The sequence below is a fragment of the Opitutus terrae PB90-1 genome, assembly GCF_000019965.1.
GTDB lineage: Bacteria > Verrucomicrobiota > Verrucomicrobiia > Opitutales > Opitutaceae > Opitutus > Opitutus terrae.
This window is the reverse complement of sequence record NC_010571.1, coordinates 4,563,538-4,583,867: the sequence shown is the minus strand read 5'-3', so window position 1 is coordinate 4,583,867 and position 20,330 is coordinate 4,563,538. Positions and strand designations below refer to the sequence as shown.

The 20,330-nt window shown below is 66.7% G+C and carries 15 protein-coding genes; 5 read left to right on the top strand and 10 right to left on the bottom strand.

The genetic code is table 11. The features are described 5' to 3' along the window. Positions 1 to 10: 10 nt before the first annotated feature. The 3 genes from plsY (at position 11) to thrC (ending at position 3,367) form a co-directional block, all read left to right on the top strand. On the top strand, positions 11 to 688 hold the full coding sequence (plsY, locus tag OTER_RS17780) for a glycerol-3-phosphate 1-O-acyltransferase PlsY (RefSeq protein WP_012376326.1): 678 nt from the start codon (positions 11 to 13) through the stop codon (positions 686 to 688). A gap of 35 nt (positions 689 to 723) precedes the next feature. Beyond that, positions 724 to 1,941, top strand: coding sequence for an aspartate kinase (locus OTER_RS17775; protein WP_012376325.1), 1,218 nt, complete (start codon positions 724 to 726; stop codon positions 1,939 to 1,941). A gap of 67 nt (positions 1,942 to 2,008) precedes the next feature. Beyond that, positions 2,009 to 3,367: a threonine synthase gene (gene thrC, locus OTER_RS17770; protein ID WP_044892667.1), complete on the top strand. Its 1,359-nt coding sequence runs from the start codon at positions 2,009 to 2,011 to the stop codon at positions 3,365 to 3,367. 99 nt (positions 3,368 to 3,466) lie between these two features. Here the strand turns inward: thrC and OTER_RS17765 are convergent, their stop codons facing one another. The 7 genes from OTER_RS17765 to OTER_RS17735 all read right to left on the bottom strand — a co-directional run bounded on the left by OTER_RS17765 (position 3,467) and on the right by OTER_RS17735 (position 11,589). Beyond that, positions 3,467 to 4,657, bottom strand: a complete 1,191-nt coding sequence (locus OTER_RS17765) for a S41 family peptidase (RefSeq protein ID WP_158305474.1) — start codon at positions 4,655 to 4,657, stop codon at positions 3,467 to 3,469. Between the two features lie 278 nt (positions 4,658 to 4,935). Then, on the bottom strand, positions 4,936 to 5,628 hold the full coding sequence (locus OTER_RS17760) for a glycosyltransferase family 2 protein (RefSeq protein WP_012376322.1): 693 nt from the start codon (positions 5,626 to 5,628) through the stop codon (positions 4,936 to 4,938). Next, positions 5,625 to 7,217 (bottom strand): flippase activity-associated protein Agl23, encoded by a 1,593-nt coding sequence (locus OTER_RS17755; RefSeq protein WP_012376321.1) that lies wholly within the window; start codon positions 7,215 to 7,217, stop codon positions 5,625 to 5,627. The genes OTER_RS17760 and OTER_RS17755 overlap by 4 nt, the downstream gene beginning before the upstream one ends. A 197-nt stretch (positions 7,218 to 7,414) precedes the next feature. Further along, the gene (locus OTER_RS17750) at positions 7,415 to 8,074 is read right to left on the bottom strand and encodes a discoidin domain-containing protein (protein WP_012376320.1); all 660 of its coding nucleotides are present in this window, start codon (positions 8,072 to 8,074) and stop codon (positions 7,415 to 7,417) included. A 51-nt stretch (positions 8,075 to 8,125) separates the two neighbouring features. Then, on the bottom strand, positions 8,126 to 9,517 hold the full coding sequence (locus OTER_RS17745; RefSeq protein WP_012376319.1) for a Gfo/Idh/MocA family protein: 1,392 nt from the start codon (positions 9,515 to 9,517) through the stop codon (positions 8,126 to 8,128). Positions 9,518 to 9,567: 50 nt separating this feature from the next. Further along, on the bottom strand, positions 9,568 to 10,026 hold the full coding sequence (locus OTER_RS17740) for a DoxX family membrane protein (RefSeq protein ID WP_012376318.1): 459 nt from the start codon (positions 10,024 to 10,026) through the stop codon (positions 9,568 to 9,570). 228 nt (positions 10,027 to 10,254) lie between these two features. Then, positions 10,255 to 11,589 carry a Gfo/Idh/MocA family protein gene (locus tag OTER_RS17735; protein ID WP_012376317.1) on the bottom strand — a complete coding sequence of 445 codons (1,335 nt, stop codon included), beginning with the start codon at positions 11,587 to 11,589 and terminating at the stop codon, positions 10,255 to 10,257. Positions 11,590 to 11,842: 253 nt separating this feature from the next. Here OTER_RS17735 and OTER_RS17730 point away from each other — a divergent pair, with 253 nt between their 5' ends. Further along, entirely contained in the window at positions 11,843 to 12,433 is a 591-nt protein-coding gene (locus tag OTER_RS17730; protein ID WP_012376316.1) for a hypothetical protein, read from the top strand. Continuing rightward, positions 12,430 to 13,740 (top strand): Gfo/Idh/MocA family protein, encoded by a 1,311-nt coding sequence (locus tag OTER_RS17725; RefSeq protein ID WP_012376315.1) that lies wholly within the window; start codon positions 12,430 to 12,432, stop codon positions 13,738 to 13,740. The genes OTER_RS17730 and OTER_RS17725 overlap by 4 nt, the downstream gene beginning before the upstream one ends. Positions 13,741 to 14,008: 268 nt before the next feature. Here the strand turns inward: OTER_RS17725 and OTER_RS17720 are convergent, their stop codons facing one another. From OTER_RS17720 to OTER_RS17710, 3 genes are all read right to left on the bottom strand, one after another. Further along, positions 14,009 to 16,303: a HEAT repeat domain-containing protein gene (locus tag OTER_RS17720; RefSeq protein WP_012376314.1), complete on the bottom strand. Its 2,295-nt coding sequence runs from the start codon at positions 16,301 to 16,303 to the stop codon at positions 14,009 to 14,011. Between the two features lie 16 nt (positions 16,304 to 16,319). After that, positions 16,320 to 17,606, bottom strand: coding sequence for a Gfo/Idh/MocA family protein (locus OTER_RS17715; RefSeq protein ID WP_012376313.1), 1,287 nt, complete (start codon positions 17,604 to 17,606; stop codon positions 16,320 to 16,322). Between the two features lie 102 nt (positions 17,607 to 17,708). Further along, positions 17,709 to 20,255 (bottom strand): DEAD/DEAH box helicase, encoded by a 2,547-nt coding sequence (locus tag OTER_RS17710; RefSeq protein ID WP_012376312.1) that lies wholly within the window; start codon positions 20,253 to 20,255, stop codon positions 17,709 to 17,711. Positions 20,256 to 20,330 lie beyond the last annotated feature (75 nt).

Here is a 20,330-nt window from a genome sequence, read left to right as displayed (position 1 = left end):
CTGCACGCCCATGCTGCTGCCGCTGCTCATCGCGCTCATCCTCGGATATCTGCTCGGTTCGCTGCCGTTCGGCTATCTGGTCGCGCGATCGCACGGGGTGAATATTTTCGAGGTTGGCAGCAAGAACCCCGGCGCGACCAACGTGCGGCGCGTGCTCGGGCCGCGGCCGGGCACGCTCGTGTTCGCGCTCGATGCGTTGAAGGGCGCCGCGGCTTCGTGGTGGGCGCTGCTCAGCCACACCGACGTGTCGGTCACCTTCGCGCTCGACGAAACGAGCTTGGCGGCGAGCGGCACGGTGGCGGGATCGGCGTGGACGCAACTGGGCGTGGCGGGTCTGATCGGCGCGCTGCTCGGGCATGGGTTCTCATGCTTCACACGGTTCCGGGGGGGCAAGGGCGTCGCGACGTCGGCGGGCGGCATTCTCATCCTCATGCCGGGCGCGACGGTGATCGCCGCGCTGGCGTGGGTGACCGTGTTCTATGCGACGCGCTACGTCTCGCTGGCCTCGATCGTGGCCGCGCTCGCGCTCGTGGCGGCGGCCTTCCTGCTGACGCTGCCGGGGTTGCTCCTCGGGCTCTCGATCGTGATCGCGGCGTTCGTGGTCATCCGCCACCGGACGAATATCGGGCGGCTGCTGAATGGCACGGAAAACAAGAGCGGAAAAAAAAGCCCGCCGGCCAGATCCTGAAGCGCCCAATCCTTTTCGGAAAAACCAGTACCACTATGGCACGCATCGTCCAAAAATATGGCGGCACCTCGGTCGGTGACGTCGAGCGGATCAAGAAGGTCGCGGAGCGCATCAAGGCCGTGCGGGAAGAAGGCAACGAACTCGTTGTCGTCGTCTCGGCCCGTTCCGGTGTGACCAACGAGCTCATCGCGCGCGCCAAAGCGGTGTGCGCCGAGCCCAGCGAACGCGAGATGGACATGCTGCTCGCGACCGGCGAACAGGAGACGATCGCGTTGACCGCGATGGCGCTGCACGGCGTCGGCGTGAAGGCCGTGAGCTACACGGGCGCGCAGGCCGGCATTTTCACGGACAAGCATCACACCAAAGCGAAGATCAAGACGATCAACGCCGCTCCCATCGAAAGGGACCTGAACGACGGCAAGGTGGTCATCGTGGCCGGTTTTCAGGGCATCAACGAGGATGGCCAGATCACGACGCTGGGCCGCGGCGGCTCCGACCTCACGGCGATCGCGCTGGCGGCGGCGGTGCAGGCGGACAAGTGCGAGATCTACACCGACGTCGACGGCGTCTACACCGCCGATCCGCGCGTGGTGAAGAACGCGGTCAAGCTGAACGAAATCAGCTACGACGAGATGCTCGAGCTCGCCTCCTCCGGCTCGAAGGTCATGCAGTCGCGCTCGGTCGAGTTCGCCAGCAAATACGACGTCGTGTTCGAAGTCCGCTCAAGTTTTAACCACAATCCAGGAACCATCGTGAAACAAGAAGTCGCTTACATGGAAAAGGTCGTCGTGCGCGGTGTCGCCGTCGACAAGGACCAGGCCAAGGTCACCGTCAGCAACATCGTCGACAGGCCCGGCTCCGCGGCGCGGGTGTTTCGGGCGCTGGCCGAGGCGAACGTGATCGTCGACATGATCGTGCAGAACATCGGTCGCGGCGGCGTGGCGAACCTCACGTTCACGGTGCCGCAGACCGACAGCCAGAAGGCGGTGCGCGCGATCGAGCCGGCGCTGAAGGAAATCGGCGGCGGCACGGTCGACGTGAAGGGTCCGATCGCGAAGCTCTCCGTGGTAGGCGTGGGCATGAAGACGCACAGCGGCGTGGCCGCAATGCTCTTCCAGGTGCTGGCGGAGGCGGGGATCAACATCGACCTGATCAGCACGTCCGAGATCAAGATCACCGTGGCGATCGACCTCGCGCGGGCGGACGATGCGGCGCGGCTCGCGCACGCGGCGTTCGCACTCGACAAACTCTGAGCCGAGGGCGGGTTGCCTGCAACCCGCCGGCCTGAACGGCGCGTTGGGGACAACGCGCCCTACCATGATGCGCTTTCTCTCGACCCGAGGACAGACCCAGCCGCTGCGATTTTCCGAGGCCGTGGCCACCGGACTCGCGCCGGACGGCGGCCTGTATCTGCCCGAAACACTGCCGGACCTTTCCGGTGAGTTGAACCGCTTCGAGGGGCTGGGCTACGCCGACCTCTGCTTCGAGTTCCTGCGCATCTTCGCCACGGATATCGAGCCGGGGACGTTGCGCGCGATCGTCCAGAAATCCTACACCAAGTTCTCGCATCCGGAGATCGCGCCGCTGAAACAGCTCGCGCCGAATCTCCACGTGCTCGAGCTGTTCCACGGCCCGACGCTCGCGTTCAAGGATTTTGCCCTCCAGCTGCTGGGTAATCTCTACGAGCACCAGTGCGCGGTGCGGCACGAATCGATCAACGTGCTTGGCGCCACGTCGGGCGACACCGGCGCGGCGGCGATCCACGGTCTGTTGGGCAAACCGGGTACCGCCATCTTCATCCTGTATCCGAATGGCCGCGTCTCGCCACTGCAGGAGCGGCAGATGGCCTGCACCGGCGCGAGCAATGTGTTCGCGCTCGCGGTGGATGGCACGTTCGATGACGCGCAGTCGGCGTTGAAGGAGATCTTCGGCGACCAGCGGTTCCGCACGGGCCACCGGCTCTCCGCGGTGAACTCGATCAACCTCGCGCGCGTGCTGGCGCAATGCGTGTACTACCTGCACGCGTGGCTGAAGCTGCCGGCGGGCGATCGCGGCAACGTCGAGTTCGTCGTGCCGACGGGCAATTTCGGCAACGTGCTCGCGGGCTGGCTGCTCCAGCAGATGGGCGTGCCGATCCGCGGCTTCAAGGTCGCGACGAACCAGAACGACATTCTCTACCGGCTGTTCACGACCGGCGAATACCGGCTCGGCGACGTGCACCCGAGTCTGGCGCCATCGATGGACATCCAGGTCGCGTCGAACTTCGAGCGCTTCCTTTACTTCAGTCTGGGCCGGGACGCGACGCGGTTGCGCGAGGTGATGCAGACGTTCAAGACCACCGGGGTCTATCGGTTTGAAAACTTCGATCGCGGCACCTTCTCCGCCTCGCGCTGCACTGACGCGGAGATTCCCGGAATCATCGCGCGGGTGCATCGCGACTACGGCTACGTGGCGGATCCGCACACGGCGTGCGCGTTCAAGGAGCACAACCCCGACCGCGTGAGCATCGTGCTCTCGACGGCGAGCCCGGCGAAGTTTCCGGAAACGATTCGCAAAGCGATCAAGGTTGAGCCGACGCACCCGACGCTCGAAGCGCTGAAGTCCGTGCCGATCGTGAAGCACGAGTTGCCCGCCACGCCGGCGGCGATCCGGGCGTTCATCGACGCACACGCGGTGTAGGCGGCGAGAGTCCGAACCTTGAGATGCAGATAGGGCTGGGTGCGCGCCCCATCACGCCGGGCCCCGAATCTGAATCCCAGAGATATTGGATCCGCTCGACTACTGCTCAATCACGCCGAGATAGTCACGGCCGAGCCCAGCAGCCGATCGCGTGACACCGAACTGTTTTAGCGCCATCGCCAGCACAGGATCGTTCTGAGCGGCGACATCAGCAGGCTTTCGGATGATCAAGAAATCCGGCGTCAAGCCGCTGCCTTCAATGGTCCGCCCGTCAGCCAGTTCAAATTCAGCGGTTGCGACGAACACGCCAAACAATGTGAGCCGATTGGCTCCGATGGAGTGTGAGTAGTAATTCCCTTGTTGCGCTACTCCAGCGGTATGGTCGCCCACGAGCAGTCCACGGCCCTCGCGTTGGATGGTGGCGGCAAATATTTCCGCAGCACCGCCTGTCTCACCGTCCACCAGGACCAAGAGGCGGCCTGCCCAAACGTCGCGGCCAGAAGACTTGGCGGTTAGTGGCTGCCTGCCAGCGCGCTTCTTCAAAGTACCGATTCCGACGTCGCGGTCGAAGAAGCCGCCAATCAACCGCTCCATCGTTGGCTCGTTGCCACCACCGTTGCCGCGCAGATCGAGAATCAATGATTGGTGCCCACGGGCTCGCCTCAATCCCGAACGAATATCGTTTTCGTCGTACGTGAAGGTCTTCAGTCGCCAAACCAACACGTTATCGTAGACCTTGAAGGTGCTACGGGTCTCACGCTCGAGTTCGTCGCGCTCATCCAGAATTTGCTGAACCACGCGCGAAAGGTCGACGATGGCTGCACGCGGGGTGACGAGCGTCACTACCTCCACTTCGCGGGGAGGTTGCTCCGGCGCAGCAACGACGAGACGCAGCTTCGCGTGTGGTTCGATCGCCTGCAGATAGTAAGTCCAAGCCGGCCATGTCGCTCGGTCAATGGCTGCGCCGTTGATGGCCAGGAGCCGATCGCCCGGGGCCAGAAGGCCGGCGGCGGGACCTGCTGGATCGACATCGTTGATAATACATTCGCGCCCGCACGGCGTGGCGTCCCAGCCATAGTTGTACGTCGCAGCGCGGCCCGGCGGAACAAACTGTGTCCGGGAATCTTTCAGTGATCTCACTGCCGAGGCGATGGCTCGGAAAACGTCACCGTTGTCCTTCGCGGCCTCGATCTCGCCACGGGCTGCGTTGAAGCGCTCGCTAAGGTTCACGCCTTTCAGAGCTGGATCAAAATGGTTCTCTTCGATGTCACGCCTGACCTGTTCAAGCATTCGGAAACCGAGACTACGGTCCCGCGGGGACAGCCTGTTCGCTATGTCCGCGGCGCAGAGCGCGCAACTCATGCCGAGTAACCCGAGGATCGTGGCAGTCGCGCGCATGCTGAGCCGCAGATGAGCTGGAATCACGCCGCCAATCTGCAAAAGACAGGAACGGCGCTCAATAGAGAAGTCGAGCTAGTGCTTCGTGCTTCGGATTTGTTTCGGGCTTTGAGTTGTCGGGGGTAGGATTTCGAGGCACATGCGGATGAGATGCCGCCGGCACGGGGCCGTTACGTCGTTCTTGTTCGCCGGCGCACGGCCAGCATGGCGACGAAGGGGCGCCACCAGAGCTTGCGCAGGCCGAACTTGGCGCGACCGCGTCGGCGCGCGTGATGCCGCACGGGGAACTCGCCGACACGAAAACCTAATGCGACGGCGATGGCGGGCAGGAAGGATTGCAGGAGATCCACGGGAAACAGCGCCGCGATGATCTCGCGGCGGAAAACCCGTAGTTGGCAGCCGCCGTCGTGCAGGTGATCGCCGAGCACCACGCGACGGACCGCGTTGCCGACGCGGGAGATCACGCGTCGTGTCCATGAATCGTGGCGATCGACGCGCCAGCCGCAGGCGAGATCGAGCGCGCCGGCCTCGACGGGCGCGAGCAGTTTCGGGAAATCGTGCGGATCGTTCTGCCCGTCGCCGTCCATCGTGAGAATCAACTCGCCGCGTGCGGCGTGCAGGCCGGTGAGCAACGCGGCGGCTTGCCCCTGGTTCTGTGGGTGTCGGATCGAGCGCACCGTCGGCCACCGCGCGCAGGCGGCGGCGATGTCGGCGGGCGTCGCGTCGGTGCTGCCGTCGTCGACCAGGATGATTTCGTGACCACCGCGGAAAGTCGCGAGCACGTCGTTTGCGGCGGCAAGAAGCGGCAGGACATTGCCGGCTTCGTTGTAGAGCGGAACGACGAGCGAGAAGCGCGGGGTCATGATTCGCGCGTGAAAACCACGAGTAGAAAACCCGGGCGCAGGCCGAGGAGCGATTCGCGATAACGGCCATGCAGCCGCGCGCGAACCTCGTCGGCCAGCGCTTCGGAGGCGATGACCAGCGCGGCATCACAATCGTCCGGCGGCGTGGACCAATAACCCACGTGCTTGAACTCGCGCAGATACCACGGAAGCGGCCAGTATTCCTCGGAGATCACGCGGATCACGCCGTCGGACGCGAATGCGAGCGCCGAGCCAGCGAGCGCGGGGACTTTCTGCACGTCCGGCGAGCTGTGCACGTAGGCGTAAGGATTGCGTGCGTCGGCGGGCCGCTGGAACACGGCGAGCCGGGTTTGCGCGTACAGCGTCTGCAGCACGGCGAGAAAGACGAAACCGATGACGACGCGGCTCGTGAGTCGCCGAAACCGGCGGGCGTTTTCGATGCCGGCGGCCGTGGCGCCTTCGACCGGCGCGCGCGAGCTCGTCGCAGCGGAGGCGGCGAGCGCAGCCAACGCGCCGGCGGCGAGCACGGCGAGACCCGGGATCAGGTGGATGACGTGCCACGGGGTTTTGTAGGGGATCGCGGAGAACGTCAGCACGAGCCAGAGCGTGTAGAGCGCGGCGGCGCGGAAGATCCAGCTGGCCGGTTTGAGGAAAGCCAGTGCGGCGCCACAGCAGGCGAGGGCGGTGAACGCGATCTCGTGCCAGAACAGTCCGCCGGTGCGCTGCCAGCCGAGCAGCTGCAGGTAATACCACCACGGCTTCTCGTGTCCGGCCCCCGACGCGGCGCGATCGGCAGCGGACGTGTAGGTGAGAATCGCGTCACGCAATCCGCTCCAGTGCGTGCCGAACGAGGAGTAAAATGCGGCGGCGACAAGGGCGGCGGTGACGAGCGCGAGGGCGAGATCGCGCCAGCCGCGACCGCGGAGCGAGGTGGGGGTGCCGCGCGGCCGAACCGCCGCGAACGCCACCGCAGCGGCCACCAGGAACAGCGGCGCCGTGGCCTTGGTCGCCTGCATCAGCCCCACGCAGATTCCCGCCGCGATCGCCCAGCTTATGCGCGGGCGCCGCCACCAGCGTTGTGCGCAGACGAAGGCGCCGAGCGTGAACGTGACGAGCAGCGTTTCCTGGATGAAGTAACGGCTGTAGTAGACCGCGGGCGGCGAGACGGCGAGAAACGTGGCCGCGGCGAGTGCTGGCCAGGGCGAAGCGGGAGTTGCGGGCACGGCTGTGTCCCCGACCGCGGCTGGTTCGCGCTCGGTGCGCTCGGGCCAAAGCAGCAGCGCGAGCAACAGCACGCTCAAGGTTCCGGCGAGCGCGGGCGTGAGCCGGACGGTCGTCTCGGTCAAGGTAGCCAGCGACTGCTCACCGCGGAGCATCGCGATCGGCACCGCGGCGTAGTAGAGCGTGGGACCGTGATGATCGCGCGGATCGAAGGCATAGCGGCCGGTCTCGAGCAGCTGGCCAAGCTTGACGGCCTGGTTGGCTTCGTCCGCATGCATCGGCCGCGCTGAAAGCTGCCACGTGCGCAGCGCCAACGCCGCCACCGCGATGAGCGTCAGGGGGAGCCAGCGTTGGAAGAGCGAAGACATGCGGACGAGCGCAGCAGCGAGGCCGGAAGCGAGCCACCCCGGGGTTGCGCATCGGAGGTTTGCCCACCAGCGCGCAGAACTCAAGACGGCGAGGCGAGGGAGGCGTACACGTTGCGCCGGTCGGCGGGGGTGTTCCAAAACAAAAAGGGCGCCGACGAACGGCGCCCTGACGAAAACGATCGCGGTCGTGTGCGGGCTCAGCTCGCGGGCTGACCGTAGACCTCGACCTCGATGTAGTGATTCAGCTCGTCCGACGTGTTGCCGTTGCTGGTGAGTCGGACATAGCGACCGGTCGTGCCCTTGGCATCGACCAACCGGCCTTCGTAGGTCTCGATGTACGCGGGATCCTTGCCGGCGCCGAGCCCGGCCGAGTTGTCGTCGTCGTTGTTGTAGAGCGTGGTGACGCCTTGCTTGAACTCAGGGTCGTCCGATACCTGGACGATGAAATCGTGATACGCGCGCGCCTGCGAGTGGAAGTGCCACACCACGATCGCGGCGAGCTTCGCGGGCTTTTCCAAATCGACCTCCACCCATTGGACGCCGGGCCCGAGCTCCACGTAGCTGCCCTCGGAACCGGACTTGTCGCCGTCCGTGACGTAGCTGAGTTCGCCGATGACGGGCAGCGGGTCGCTGCTCGTGACGGGCTTGCCCTTGGAGAGCAGCTCGGTGCCGGCGGGCACCATGAAGTCGGGCCGGCGGCCCTGCCGCGGCTTTTCCAGATTCGCCAGCTTGAGCGGGCGCGGCGTGCCGACGAAGAGCGGACGCGGCAGCTCGAGCTTCAGCGGGACTTCGTCGGCGGCTTGCGCGACGCCGAGCGCGGAGAGCGTGACGAGGAGGGAGAGCAGGGGACGAATCATGGGAGAAAGAGATCGATGGTTGCGGTTTTGCCGTGCGCCGGACGCACACGATTATGCCACGAAATCTTCGGGCGCAAACGTCAGCATCTTTTGCGCGGCGACGGCTTCGTTCACCTTCAGCACCGTGACGGCAGTGGCGAAGGCGGAGTCGGCCGGACAATTGAGCGGCGTGCCATTGCGGATCGCATCGAAGAAGTTCTCGAGGTGCGGCTGGTGGATCGCCTTGTCGAGCGTGACCGGGATGTCCCATGCGGACAGCGCGGCGGTTTCGCGGACATCGACGAGGTTGGCGCGCGGCGCGGCCATGACGACCTTGGGCCGCGGCTTTTCCCACGGCAGGAGCGGATCGGGCGCGCCTTCGCCGGACTCCGGGCGGACGATCACACCCTTCGTGACCCACTGATCCCATTCCGGGGCGCGGGCCTCGCGGTAGAGCTTGGTGTATTTCGGGTTCTCCGAAATCTTCAGCGCGCCCTCGTCGCCCATGAAGTATTCATGGTAGCCGCCGCCGGCACTGGTGGTCGTGAGCACGCCGTAGTTCGCGCGGACCGTGCCTTCCTTCGTGCGGAATTCGTAGAGCGCGGTGACGTTGTCATACCATTCGTGCGTCGTGTAGTAGTCGACGCCGCCGCCAGCGATGACGGCGCTGGGATTCGCCCCGAGGAACCAGTTGAAGATATCGATCTGGTGCGCGCCGAGGTCGGAGATCGGGCCGCCGGCGTAGCGTTTGAACCAGCGCCAGTTCCGGAACTCGTGCATGTTCGCGTAGCCGTATTTGTGCAGCTGCGCCTCGGTGAGCCCGCGGTTGGCGGGGAAACCGAGATCGTCGGTGACGGCGCGATTCCACTGGCCGCTGGCGTTGGTGACGCGACCGAGCAGCCGGTTCTCGCGGACGATCTTGTTCAAGGCATGCTGATAGCGCGGATTGCTGCGCCGCTGGTGGCCAATCTGCAGGAGCTTGCTGGTCTCGCGGGCGGCATGCACCATCGAGCGCGCGCCGTCGACCGTGTTGGACATCAGCTTCTCGCAATAGACGTGCTTGCCGCCGCGCAGTCCAGCGATCGTGTGCTCGGCGTGCACGAAGTCCGGCGTGGCGACGAGAATCGCATCGAGGTCGGTGACGCTGGAGAGCATCTCGCGATAGTCCTCGAAAGGTTGCGCCTCGTGGCCGAATTTTTTCAGCAGCCGTTCGCCGTAGGTGCGATTGTAGGGCCAGATGTCGCAGACAGCGCGGAACCGGATGTCGGGAATCTTCAGCGCGGCGTTGAGCAGCACGCGGCCCTGTTCGCCGCAGCCGATGATCGCGACGTTGAGCGTCTTGGAACCGCTGCCGGCGGAACCCTGCGCTCGGGCGATGTAGGGTGCGGCGAGGGCGGCGGCGCCGAGCTTGGCGCCGGCGACGAGGAAATCGCGACGGGAGAGAGAAGGGGAGAGGTCGGGCATGGGGACGATACTTGCAGGACGGCACGGGCGAGACGCCCGTGGCACGCGCCTCATTCGAACTTGTCGGGCCAGAGCGCGAAACGGTTGTGCCGCACCAGCAGCAGCGCGCCGACGAACATGATCACGTGGATGCCGAGCCAAGCGATGCCCTGCTGCTCCTGCACCGCCATGAGGCCGAACGAGAGCGCCACGTAGACGAGCCCGCTCAGGAACAGCGTCAGCCGAGTTTTGAGCCCGAGGAGCAGCGCGATGCCGAGCACGACGAGCACGTAGCCGAGCGAGTGCGCGAAGAGCTTGGTGGCCCACAGCGGCATGAACGACGCGCCGGTGATGCCCTCGGCCATGCGGCCCATGTTCTGGTAGTAGTTCGCGAAGGTGTAGGTGCCCTTCAGCTCGAACTTTTCGATGCCGGCGAACAGCGTGCGCAGGCCGAGGAACAGGCGGAGCAGGGCGAAGGCGGCGGCGTATTCGCAGCCGACGCGCTTGGCGGGGGTGGATAGGTCACTCATGGAGAATAGGCGATGACAGGCTAGAGAAGATGGCCGGCGGCTGACAACCGGAGGGTGATGGAGGAATACCAATGGAAGCGAGGCCGCGTCGGGTCGGGCGGGACCGCTGCCCGCCGCTGGCTGTTCGGCGCGCCCAGCGGTCGCGCCCTACCATTGAGGCATTCCCCGGTCACTTCTTTGGGCAATTCGCTGTCGGCGTCGGTGCTCATACTGCGACGGCGCGCAGGCTCAGACGCCGAACCCGGCGCGGTAGGACTTGGAGACGTATTGGTTGGCCGCGGGAAGATTGGTGATCTTCATCGTCGCGGCGTCCCACTCGATCCGACGGCGCGCGCGAATCGCGACGTTGCTGAGCAGGACCGCTTCCGTGAGCTGCGATGCGTATTCGAAGTTCGAGCCCGCGGGCTTGCCGCCCTTGCAGGCGCGGACCCACTCGGCGAAGTGGCCGCCCTCGACGCGCGGGATTGTCTTCGTCGGCAGCGAGGGCGCGAGCTCACGCATCTTCGTCTCCGGAATGATGCGGGCGCTGGCGTAGTAAGTGTCGGCGAACACCGTGGCCCTGCTGCCGACGATGAGCGTGCCGTTGTTCTGCAGCTTGCGCGTCTCCTCGAATTCCGGCGGGAGCAACGGCTGCAGCCCGCCGTCGTACCACGTCCACTTCACCGCCGGCATCTGGCCGCGGGCGGGAAATTCGTAGGCGACGATCGACGCCGTTGGCGGGCTGACCTCGGTCTGTCGCGCGCTGATCGCCTCGACGGCCGTGGGCTGCGTGAGTTCGAGCGCCCAGTAGGCGCCGTCCATGATGTGGCAACCCATGTCGCCGAGCGCGCCGGTGCCAAAGTCCCAATAGCCGCGCCAGTTGAACGGCATGTAGGCCGGATCGTATTCGCGCGGTTCGGCGACGCCGAGCCAGAGATCCCAGTCGAGCGTGGGCGGCACCACCGGCAGCATCTTGCTGTGGTCCGGCTTGCCCACGCCTTGCGGCCAGATCGGGCGATCGGTCCAGCTGTGGATTTCGCGAACTTCGCCCAGGATTCCCGCCTGATGCCATTCCTTGATCAACCGCAGGCCTTCGTTGGCGTGGCCCTGGTTGCCCATGATGGTGGCGACCTTCTTCTCGCGGGCGAGTTGGCCGAGCTTGCGCGCCTCGGCGATCGTGTGGGTCATCGGCTTCTCCACGAACACGTGCTTGCCCAGCTGCAGCGCGGCGACCGCGATCGGGAAATGCATGTGGTCGGGCGTGGACACCGTGACCGCGTCGATCTGGTTGCCGAGCTTGTCGAGCATCTGGCGATAGTCGCGGAACCGCGGGACATTCGGGAACTCCTCGAACGCCTTCGTGGCGCGTTCGTCATCCACGTCGCAGAACGCGACCATGTTCTCGCCCTTGAGCCCGTTGACGGCGTCGTAACCGCGACCACCGACACCGCAGAAGGCGATGTTGAGTTTGTTGTTCGGCGACTGGCCGTTCTGCGAGCGCAGGATGTTGGGGAACGTGACCGCGGCCGAAGCGAGCGAGGCGGCTTTGAGGAAGTCGCGACGGGACAGAGTAGGAGAGCTCATAGGGTAAAGGGGAGGACGTCCGTTTCGCCCGCCAAGTGAGCGACGAGCGCGGAGGGGCCACACGATGTGCGCGCGGCGACGGACGTCGAGCGAAGAGATCGAAACGAAACGGGCATTCGCGGAAATGTGCGACCAATCGCGGGATTGTGCGAGCGCACGTAAGGCGCTTCACGCATCGCGCGGGCGAAAGTTGCGAATTTTCGTGCGCGGGTGCCCGCGTGTGGTTTGTTGGAACCGATTCTTTACGCGCATCATGGTTGACGATTCCCCTCAGGAAAACACCTCCGAAGGCGTGCAAAGCGTGGAGCGGCCCGACCTGCAGGAACGTGATCGCTGGTTCACCGCGACGCCGGATCCGTGGCGCGAGATCGTGCGGTTGGAATTCGGGGGTGACCGGAGCTTTGCGAGCACCGTGCAACAGATGGTGCTGAACGCCGACCGGTCGCAGTGGCCGGAACTGGAGGCGAGGCTGATCACGGCGCTCGGCCAGGCCGAGCTGACGGTGGCCGGCCGGCAGTTCATTTGCCGGACGCTCGGCTGGATTGGTTCGGCGCAGTGCGTGCCGGCGGCGGCGGCCCTGCTGCGGCGCGACGACAGCGCGGATGACGCGCGGCTCGCGCTCGACGGGCTCGATGATCCTGCCGTGGGGGGCGCTTACCGCGAGGCGCTGGGCTGGCTCCGCGGACGCGCCAAGTTGGGCGTCATCGGTAGCATCGTGACGCGGAACGATACTGCGGCGGTGGAGCGGCTGACGGCGATCGCGCTGGACGAGAAGGAAACGCCCGAGGTGCGCGCGGGCGCGGAGCGGGCGGTGGAGCGACTGGCGGGGAGGGCCTCGACATGAGAACGCCTGCGGTGCCGTTGAGCCGGCGGGAATTTCTCAAGCGTGCGATGGCGGCGGGGGCGGTGGCAACGATGCCCGGCGTGCTGTCATCCCGGCTATTCGGCGCGACGGCGCCGAGCAATCAGATCGCCGTCGGGGTGATCGGCACGGGCAACATCGCGCAGGGCCACATCGACACGCTGCTGGGATTTCCCGAAGTGCGGATCGCCGCACTCTGCGACGTCGATCGGGTGCGGCTCGAGGCGACGGCGGCGAAGGTCAACGCGTTTTACGGCGACAACGGTTGTCGGATGTTTGGCGACTTTCGTGAGCTGGCAGCGCGGGCGGATCTGGACGCGGTGTGGGTTTGCACGCCGGACAACTGGCATGCGCTGAACGCGATCGAGGCGATCCGGCAGGGCAAGGACGTGTACGTGGAAAAACCGCTCACGCTGACGATCCGCGAAGGCCGCGAGCTGGTGAATGCCGCGCGGAAGCACGGCCGCGTGATCCAGACCGGCACGCAACAGCGCTCGACGCGGCGGTTTCACGATGCGGCGGAGTTCATCCGCAACGGCGGGCTCGGTCGGCTCGAGCGCATCGAGGTGTTGATTCCGGCGAACAACAAATTCACCGGCGCGACGTGGGAGCCCGAGCCGGTGCCGGCCGGGCTCGATTGGGACCTGTGGCTGGGGCCGGCGCCGTGGACCCCGTTCAACCGACAGGGTTGTCACTACAACTTCCGTTTCATTCTCGATTACGCCGCCGGACAGGTGACCAATTGGGGCGCGCACTACATCGACATCGCGCAGTGGGCGCTGGGCATGGACGACTCGGGCCCGGTGGAGATCGAAGGCCAGGGCGAGTTTCCGACGAGCGGTCTGTTCACCACGGCGACGAAGGTCGACTTCACGTGCCGCTATGCGAACGGCGTGCCGCTGCGCTGTCGCACGCGCTATGACGGCGTGTTCGATGGCAACGTGCGTTTTTTCGGCGAACGCGGCTGGATCGACGTGTCGCGCTCCACCAGCACGGCCTCAGATCCGGCGTTGTTGAAAGCCGCGGCGGCGCGCGAAGGCGCGATCAAGCTGCCGACGAGCGACAATCATCACGACAACTTTCTCCAGTGCCTCCGCAGTCGCGCGAGACCCATTTCGGACGTCGAGACCGGGCATCGGGGCACGACCGTCTGCAATCTCGGCAACATCGCGATGCTGCTCGGACGGAAGCTGCGGTGGGATCCGGCGCGCGAAGCCTTCATCGACGATTTAGTCGCGAACCGAATGTGCGCGCGCTCGATGCGCGGGCCGTGGGGGTTGGGAATCTAGGCGAGAGCTGAGAGTCCAGAGCTGAGAGTCCAGAGCTGAGAGAGGAAACCGAAGGGCCATTGAAACTTACCCGGAGAAGGGACACGGGGTAGGGCGGCGAGTCCCCTCGCCGCCGCGATGACCAGAGGTGCTCGCGGCGCGGAGCGGAATCCGCGCCCTACCTGACCGCCGTAACTTCTTTCCGTAATCCCCGATGGTAGGGGCGTCGGCTGCGACGCCCTTCGAAATCTAAGGGCGCAGCAAGCTGCGCCCCTACGCGCTGATCGACTCAGTCGATTAGCAGTTCGGCCATGCTCCACCATCCGTCGGGCTTATCGGTCGAGTGGCGGACGATCAGGTAACGGCCGCGCGTGCCGGCAGGCAGATTGATCGTTGTCTTCCCCGGCTCGCCGGCGGCGGTGGCGACGGCGGGCGTCGGGTGCTGTGGATCGTCGGTGACGATGATCTCGACTTGATCCGGATAACCCCACTGGTTGCCGGCGCCGTCAAGCACGACCTGGCGCACCGGTCGGGTCGAGTGGAAGTCGACCTGCACGGACTGGCCGAGTTTGGATTGCGCGGCCCAGCGGGTGTTGGGCTTGCCGTCGACGAGCCGGGCGACGTCGTCCTGGTTGGCCGTGGCGGTCAGCACCGGCGCGCCCGCGCGGTTAGCGCGGATCGCGAGCACGGCATCATTGGCCGTCTCGGCGATCGCGGGCTCCGCTTTCAGTTTTTCGGCGAGCGCGAGTGCCGCGTCGTCGCGACAGCGCGTGAGCAGGTAAACGAGATTTGCGCGCGTGGCGTCATCCTTCGCCACGGCGAGCAGCCGGGCGACGAACGCGGACAGTTCGTCGGACGACAGACTGCGTGAGCGGTTAAGATAGGTGACCGCACCGCGCACCGCGCCGCGCCGCGTTTCCTCGAGCGGGCTTTTCTCCGCGACGGTGACGAGGTGGGGCAGGCCGGAAGCGTCGGTCCATCGCGAAAGCGTCGTCGCGGCGGCGGTGGCGAGAGCCGGTTGATCGCGAAGCGCGAGCTGCGCGGCGCATTTGGCGCTGTCGGCGCCGCCGATCCGCGGCAGCACCGGGACCAGCCGCGCGGCGATCTCGGCGGGCGCCTTTTCGATGGCGGCGATCACCGGGCGGGCGCGGCCCGCAACGTCCGGATTGCGCAGCGTGACGTTGGCCAACGCACGAAGCGCGCGCGACTGCTCGGAGGAATCGGTCGCGGCCACGGCCCAATCGAGGATTGCGGGCTGCTCGGAAGCGGGCGCGAGTTCGGCGAGCGAGCCGAGCGCGGCGGCGCGGAGCTTCGGATTCGGATCGCTGCGCGTGCCCAGCAGGAGCGGGACGGCGGCGGTCATGTTGCGCGCGGCGATCTGGTCGAGGAACACTTCGCGCAACGCGGGTTCGCCCTCGCGCGCGCCGCCGAGCACGGCGTCGGCCACGCCCGGGCCGTTGAGCCGCGCGAGGCTTTGGCGTGCGAGCTTGGCCTCATCGACGCAATCGCCGGTGGCGAGTCGCGCGAGGAGCACGGCGGTGTCAGGCGAGCCGGGGAGCTGGCCGAGCGCCTCGATCGCAGCGGTGCGCACGATCGGATCGGAACTCTGCGTGGCGGTGGAGATCGCGGCGACCGCGGCAGCGTCGCCGCGCCGCGCGAGCGCAGTGATGACCGCGGACTGCGTGATGGGATTCCAGGACGCGAGTCGAGCGGTGAGCGCGTCGACCAGTGCGGGAGAGGGATGCGTCGCGATGGCTTCGATCACCACGGGCTGCACTTCCGCGTCGCCGCTGCTGATGGCGTTGACGAAGCGCTCCGGCGCGGTTTGGGGTTCGGCGAAGAGGAGCGTGCGCAAAGCGGCGGCGCGGAGATGCGCGGGGACGCCGAGATTCGTGGAGATCGCACGGGCCTCGCGCGCGGCGGCTTCGCCGCCGATCCGATCGATCGCGGCCAGTCGGGCGGCGATCAGCTCAGGCGCGGCGGGATTGGGCGCGTGCTGCAGCGCGGTGAGCGCGTCGCTGGTGCCGATCTGGCCGAGCGCTTTGGCGGCGGCGTTGGCGAGCGCGCTGTCGGACGCGTCGAGCAAGCGCGACAGCAGCGGCACGGCGCTCGCCGTGCGACGGTTGCCGAGCGATTGCACGAGCCCGAGCTGTGCGGGAGCGGGCGCGGTCTCGAACGCGTGCAGATAGAGCGCGTCGATGCTGTCGCCGGGCACGAGGTCGAGCGCGAGCCGGGCGAGATGGTAGTTTTTCGCGTCGGCGAGCAGCGCGGTGAACACGGGCGCGTGTTCGCTGCTGGTCAGCACGGACGCGGGAAACAGCGCGAGCCGTTGCGCCGCAGCCTGACGCGCGGCGAAGGTCGCTTGCGCGTCGCCGAGCGTCCGGACCAGCCGCGCGGCGAGAGCGGAAAGCTTGGCGGCATCCTGGCCGGCGGCGGCGATTTCCTGATCGAGCGCGACGAGCGCCTGCTGGTCGCCGGCGTAATCGAGGGCGGCAAGGGGCGCGGGCGTCGTCGTGCGCGTGCTGCAGCCGGCGAGCGCGAAGGCCAGACCCAACGCAAGGAAGGAGGAGCGAGAGGAGAACATGGCGATGCGCGAAGGGTTAGAGCAGGGCGCCGTAGGGTGCGCGACGGGAGCGATCGAGGAGTGCGCTGGCGACCGGATCGCCGATGATTTCCTCGCGGGCGGGATCCCAACGGACCGGGCGGGCGAGTTGCTGCGCGATGTTGTTGAGGTGTCCGACCGTGGCGCTGCGGTGACCGATCTCGACGTCGGCGATCGGACGCTGCCGAGTGCGCACGCAGTTGAAAAAATCCGTGTGGTGATTGTCGCTGACGTAGAGGTGCTGGTCCTCGGCGCGGAGCGCGCGCGTGGCGAGCTCGGGCGGATCGGTTTCCAAATAGTCGTCGCGCGAGACCCAGACGGTGCCACGCGTGCCTTGGAACTCGATCATCGCTTTCAGGCCCTCGTCGACGCGTTCGACGCGAACACCGTCCGCATAGACGTGCGTCTGGTGCGGCGTGCCTTGAAAACCGCGCGGAATAAATTCGACCGGACCGGACGCATCCATGCCGAGCGCCCATTGGATGATGTCGAAGTGGTGCGCACCCCAGTCGCCGTTCTTGCGACCGCCGTATTCCGTGAAGCAGCGCCAGCCGCCACCGTAGTCGCCGAGCACGCGCTTCTCGTTGAACGGACGCCACGGCGTGGGCCCCAGCCAGCGATCGTAGTCGAACTCGGCCGGCACGGGCTGCTCCGGCAGCGGCAGCGCGGGCGGGAAGGTGCCGAGCCGCGTGCGGATCAACTTGATGTCGCCGATCAGCCGGTTGCGGACGATCTCGGCGGCCTTGCGGAAAGCGGCGTTGGAGCGTTGCTGGGTGCCGGTCTGGAGCACGCGCCCGTAGCGGCGGGCGATGTTCACGAGCGCGCGGCCTTCGGGCACCGTGAGCGTCAGCGGCTTTTCGCAGTAAACGTCCTTGCCGGCCACCATCGCGGCGCCGGCGATCGCGGCGTGCCAGTGATCCGGCGTGGTGACGAACACCACGTCGATGTCGTCGCGGGCGAGCAGGTCCTCGTGATGCTGGTAAACGTCGATCCCGCGGGCGCGGCCGCTCTTGGCGTTGGCGCCGTAGTGTTTCTCCGCGCGATCGCGCATGGTGCGCGCCTTCGGCAGGTTGACGTCACAGACGGCGACGATCCGGCAATCATCGCGACCGGTGAGCACGCCGAAATGGTGGCCGCAGATGAGTCCGTTGCCGATCAGGCCGATCGTCAGTTGCTCGCTGGGCGGCGGAGTCTGGGCCCGGACGAGACGCGGCAGCGAAAGTGCGGCGGTGGCGAGCGAGGCGGTTTTAAGGAAATCGCGACGGGAAAGGCCAGGGGACTTCATGCAGAAAGGTAGAGGGGGCGGAGAGAGCAAAGACGCCGCCGCGGGAATTTCGATGCGGAAAATTTCCGGCGAGGCAGGACCGTCAACCGCGCGGGGCGGACGTCAGTGCAGCAGCGCTTTCAGATCGGAGAGGCTGAGCTGGGCGGCGACGGCGTCGCTGGCTTCGAACACGCCGGCGAGCAACGCGCGTTTCTCCTCCTGCAGCGCGAGCACCTTCTCCTCGACGGTGCCGCTGGCGATCAACTTGTAGCTGGTGACGATCCGGCTCTGGCCGATGCGGTGCGCGCGATCGGTCGCCTGCGCCTCGGCGGCGGGGTTCCACCAGGGATCGAAGTGCACGACGGTGTCCGCCGCGGTGAGATTCAGGCCGGTGCCACCGGCTTTGAGCGAGATGAGGAAAACGGGGATGTCGGGCGAGTTTTGAAACCGATCGACCTCGGCCTGACGCGCGCGGGGCGGCATCGAGCCATCCAGATAGCAGTGCGCCGTTTCCTGAACGGCGAGCTCCTCGCGCAGGAGCGCGAGCAGCGAGGTGAATTGCGAGAACACGAGCACCCGGTGCCCGTCGTCGACGGCTTCGGCGAGCAGTTCGCGAAACGCATCGAGCTTGGCGGAGTCGGGGAAGGGCGGCGGAGCCGAGAGCGGAGCGGAAGGTTGAGCGTTGAGGGTTGGGGGCGGAAGGGAAAGTTGAGAGTTGAGGGTTGAGAGTTGAGGGCCCGGAGCGTCAGGCGTGGCACGGGCGTCTCGCCCGTGATCATGGGCGGGACGCCCATGCCACTCGACCAGTCGCGGGTCGCAGCAGATCTGGCGGAGGCGCAGCAGCTGCGTGAGCGCGGCGAAACGCAGCTTCGCTTCGCTCGCGCCGCCAGCTTCGAGATCGAACAACTCGCGCTCCAACCGCTGCTGCGTTGCGCGATAGAGACTGGCCTGCGCGGGCGAGAGCTCGCACCAGAGGATCTGTTCCAGTTTCGCGGGCAGTTCGGGCGCCACGGCGGACTTGGTGCGGCGCAAGAGATAAGGCGCGACGCGGGCGCGGAGCCGTTCGTCGAACCAGGCGCGTTCGTCGGCGCGGACGCCGGGCGGCAGCGGATCGACGTAGCCCGGGAGCAGGAATTCGAAGAGCGAGCGAAGGTCGTCGAGCGAGTTTTCCAGCGGCGTACCGGTGAGCAGGAAACGGCTGCGCGCCAAGAGCGAGCGGAGTGCGGCGGCGTTTTGCGAGCGGCGGTTTTTGATGTGCTGCGCTTCGTCGGCGATGATCGTTTCAAACCGCACCCTGGTGAACAGCTCCCAGTCGCGGGTCAGCGTGCCGTAGGAGGTGACCACGAGATCGTGCCGCGCGAACGCGGCGGGTTCGGCGAGTCGCTGGGCGCCGTGATGGACAAACACGCGGAGGCTCGGGGCGAAACGCGCGGATTCGCGGCGCCAGTTTTCGAGCAGCGACGCCGGGCACACGACGAGCGAGGTGCGAGCGGTGGGAGCCGCGCGGTTGACGGCGGTGAGGAGCGCGAGCGCCTGTAGGGTTTTGCCGAGGCCCATTTCGTCCGCCAGAATGCCGCCGAGTTCGTGCCGGTAGAGGTGCCACAGCCATGCGGCGCCGAGCCGCTGATACGGGCGAAGCTGCGACTCGAGCGTCGCGGGCAACGGTGCCGGCTGGAGCCGGGTGAGCTGGCGCAGCGCCTCGCTGCGCGTCCGCCATTCGGCCGGCGGCTGGAAATCGGGCGAGAGGGTTTCCAGGAGCCCCTCCGCCTCGGCGGCGCGTGCGGCGGTGACCCGGTGCGTGCGCCGCGTGATGCTGCCTCCGGCGGGCGTGCCGGCGAGCGCATGCTGGGCCGCGTCGAGCTGGCGCACCTTCGCCGCATCGAGCAGGAACACCTTGCCGTCGGCTTCCACGTAACCGCGACTCGCGGTGAGCGCGGAGCGGAGCGCGTCGTCCGAGGCGGAGCCGGCGCGGAGCGCCACCGTGACGTTGAAGTCGGCGCCGACCGGCGTGGCCTCGCAGGTGATCTCGGCTGGCAGGATCCGCGCGGTGTTTTTTTGAAAATTGGCGGTGAACTGCGCGCCGAACTCCTCCCGCAGCCGTGCGCCATGCGTGGCGAGGAAGTTCAGCGTTTTGTGCCGATCGCGCAGCCACCACTTGCGGTTCGAGGGTTCGAGCAGAAACCCGTTCGACTTCAGCAACTCGGCGATCTCCGCGTAGGCGGGGTGCTCGCGCGACGGCAGCGACATCGCCAAAAAGTGCTCGGAGCCATCGACGGTGATCGGCGGCGAGGCTGAACCCGAGCCGGAGAGTTTGGAGTTTGGGGTTTGGAGTTTCGGGTTTGGAGCGTGGATATCGGAACTCGAAGAGCGGAGATCAGCGACGGGAGAGATGGGTTCGACGATGAATTCGTCATGCTGCCACGTCGTAGGCTGGCCGTTTTCCCAGAATACGGGCTGATCGCCGGTGGCGTCGGCCAGTTCGCGGAGCTGGGCGCGGGTGAGCTGCAAAAATTTCGGCGGCGTGGGCGTGCCGCACCAGCGTTGCAGCAGCGCCAGGATCGGCAGCAATTCCGGCGCCGGCGGCGTGCGCAGATCGAGATCCACCTTGAGCGCGACCGCGTTGCGGCCGGCGGCTGCGGCGAGATTGGGTGGCAGGTGAAGGCGCAGCATCGGAAACGAGCCTGACGGATTGCCGCGGGCGCGCCGTCGGGAGCAATGACAAAATCAGCGGCCTGGGAGGCCGGG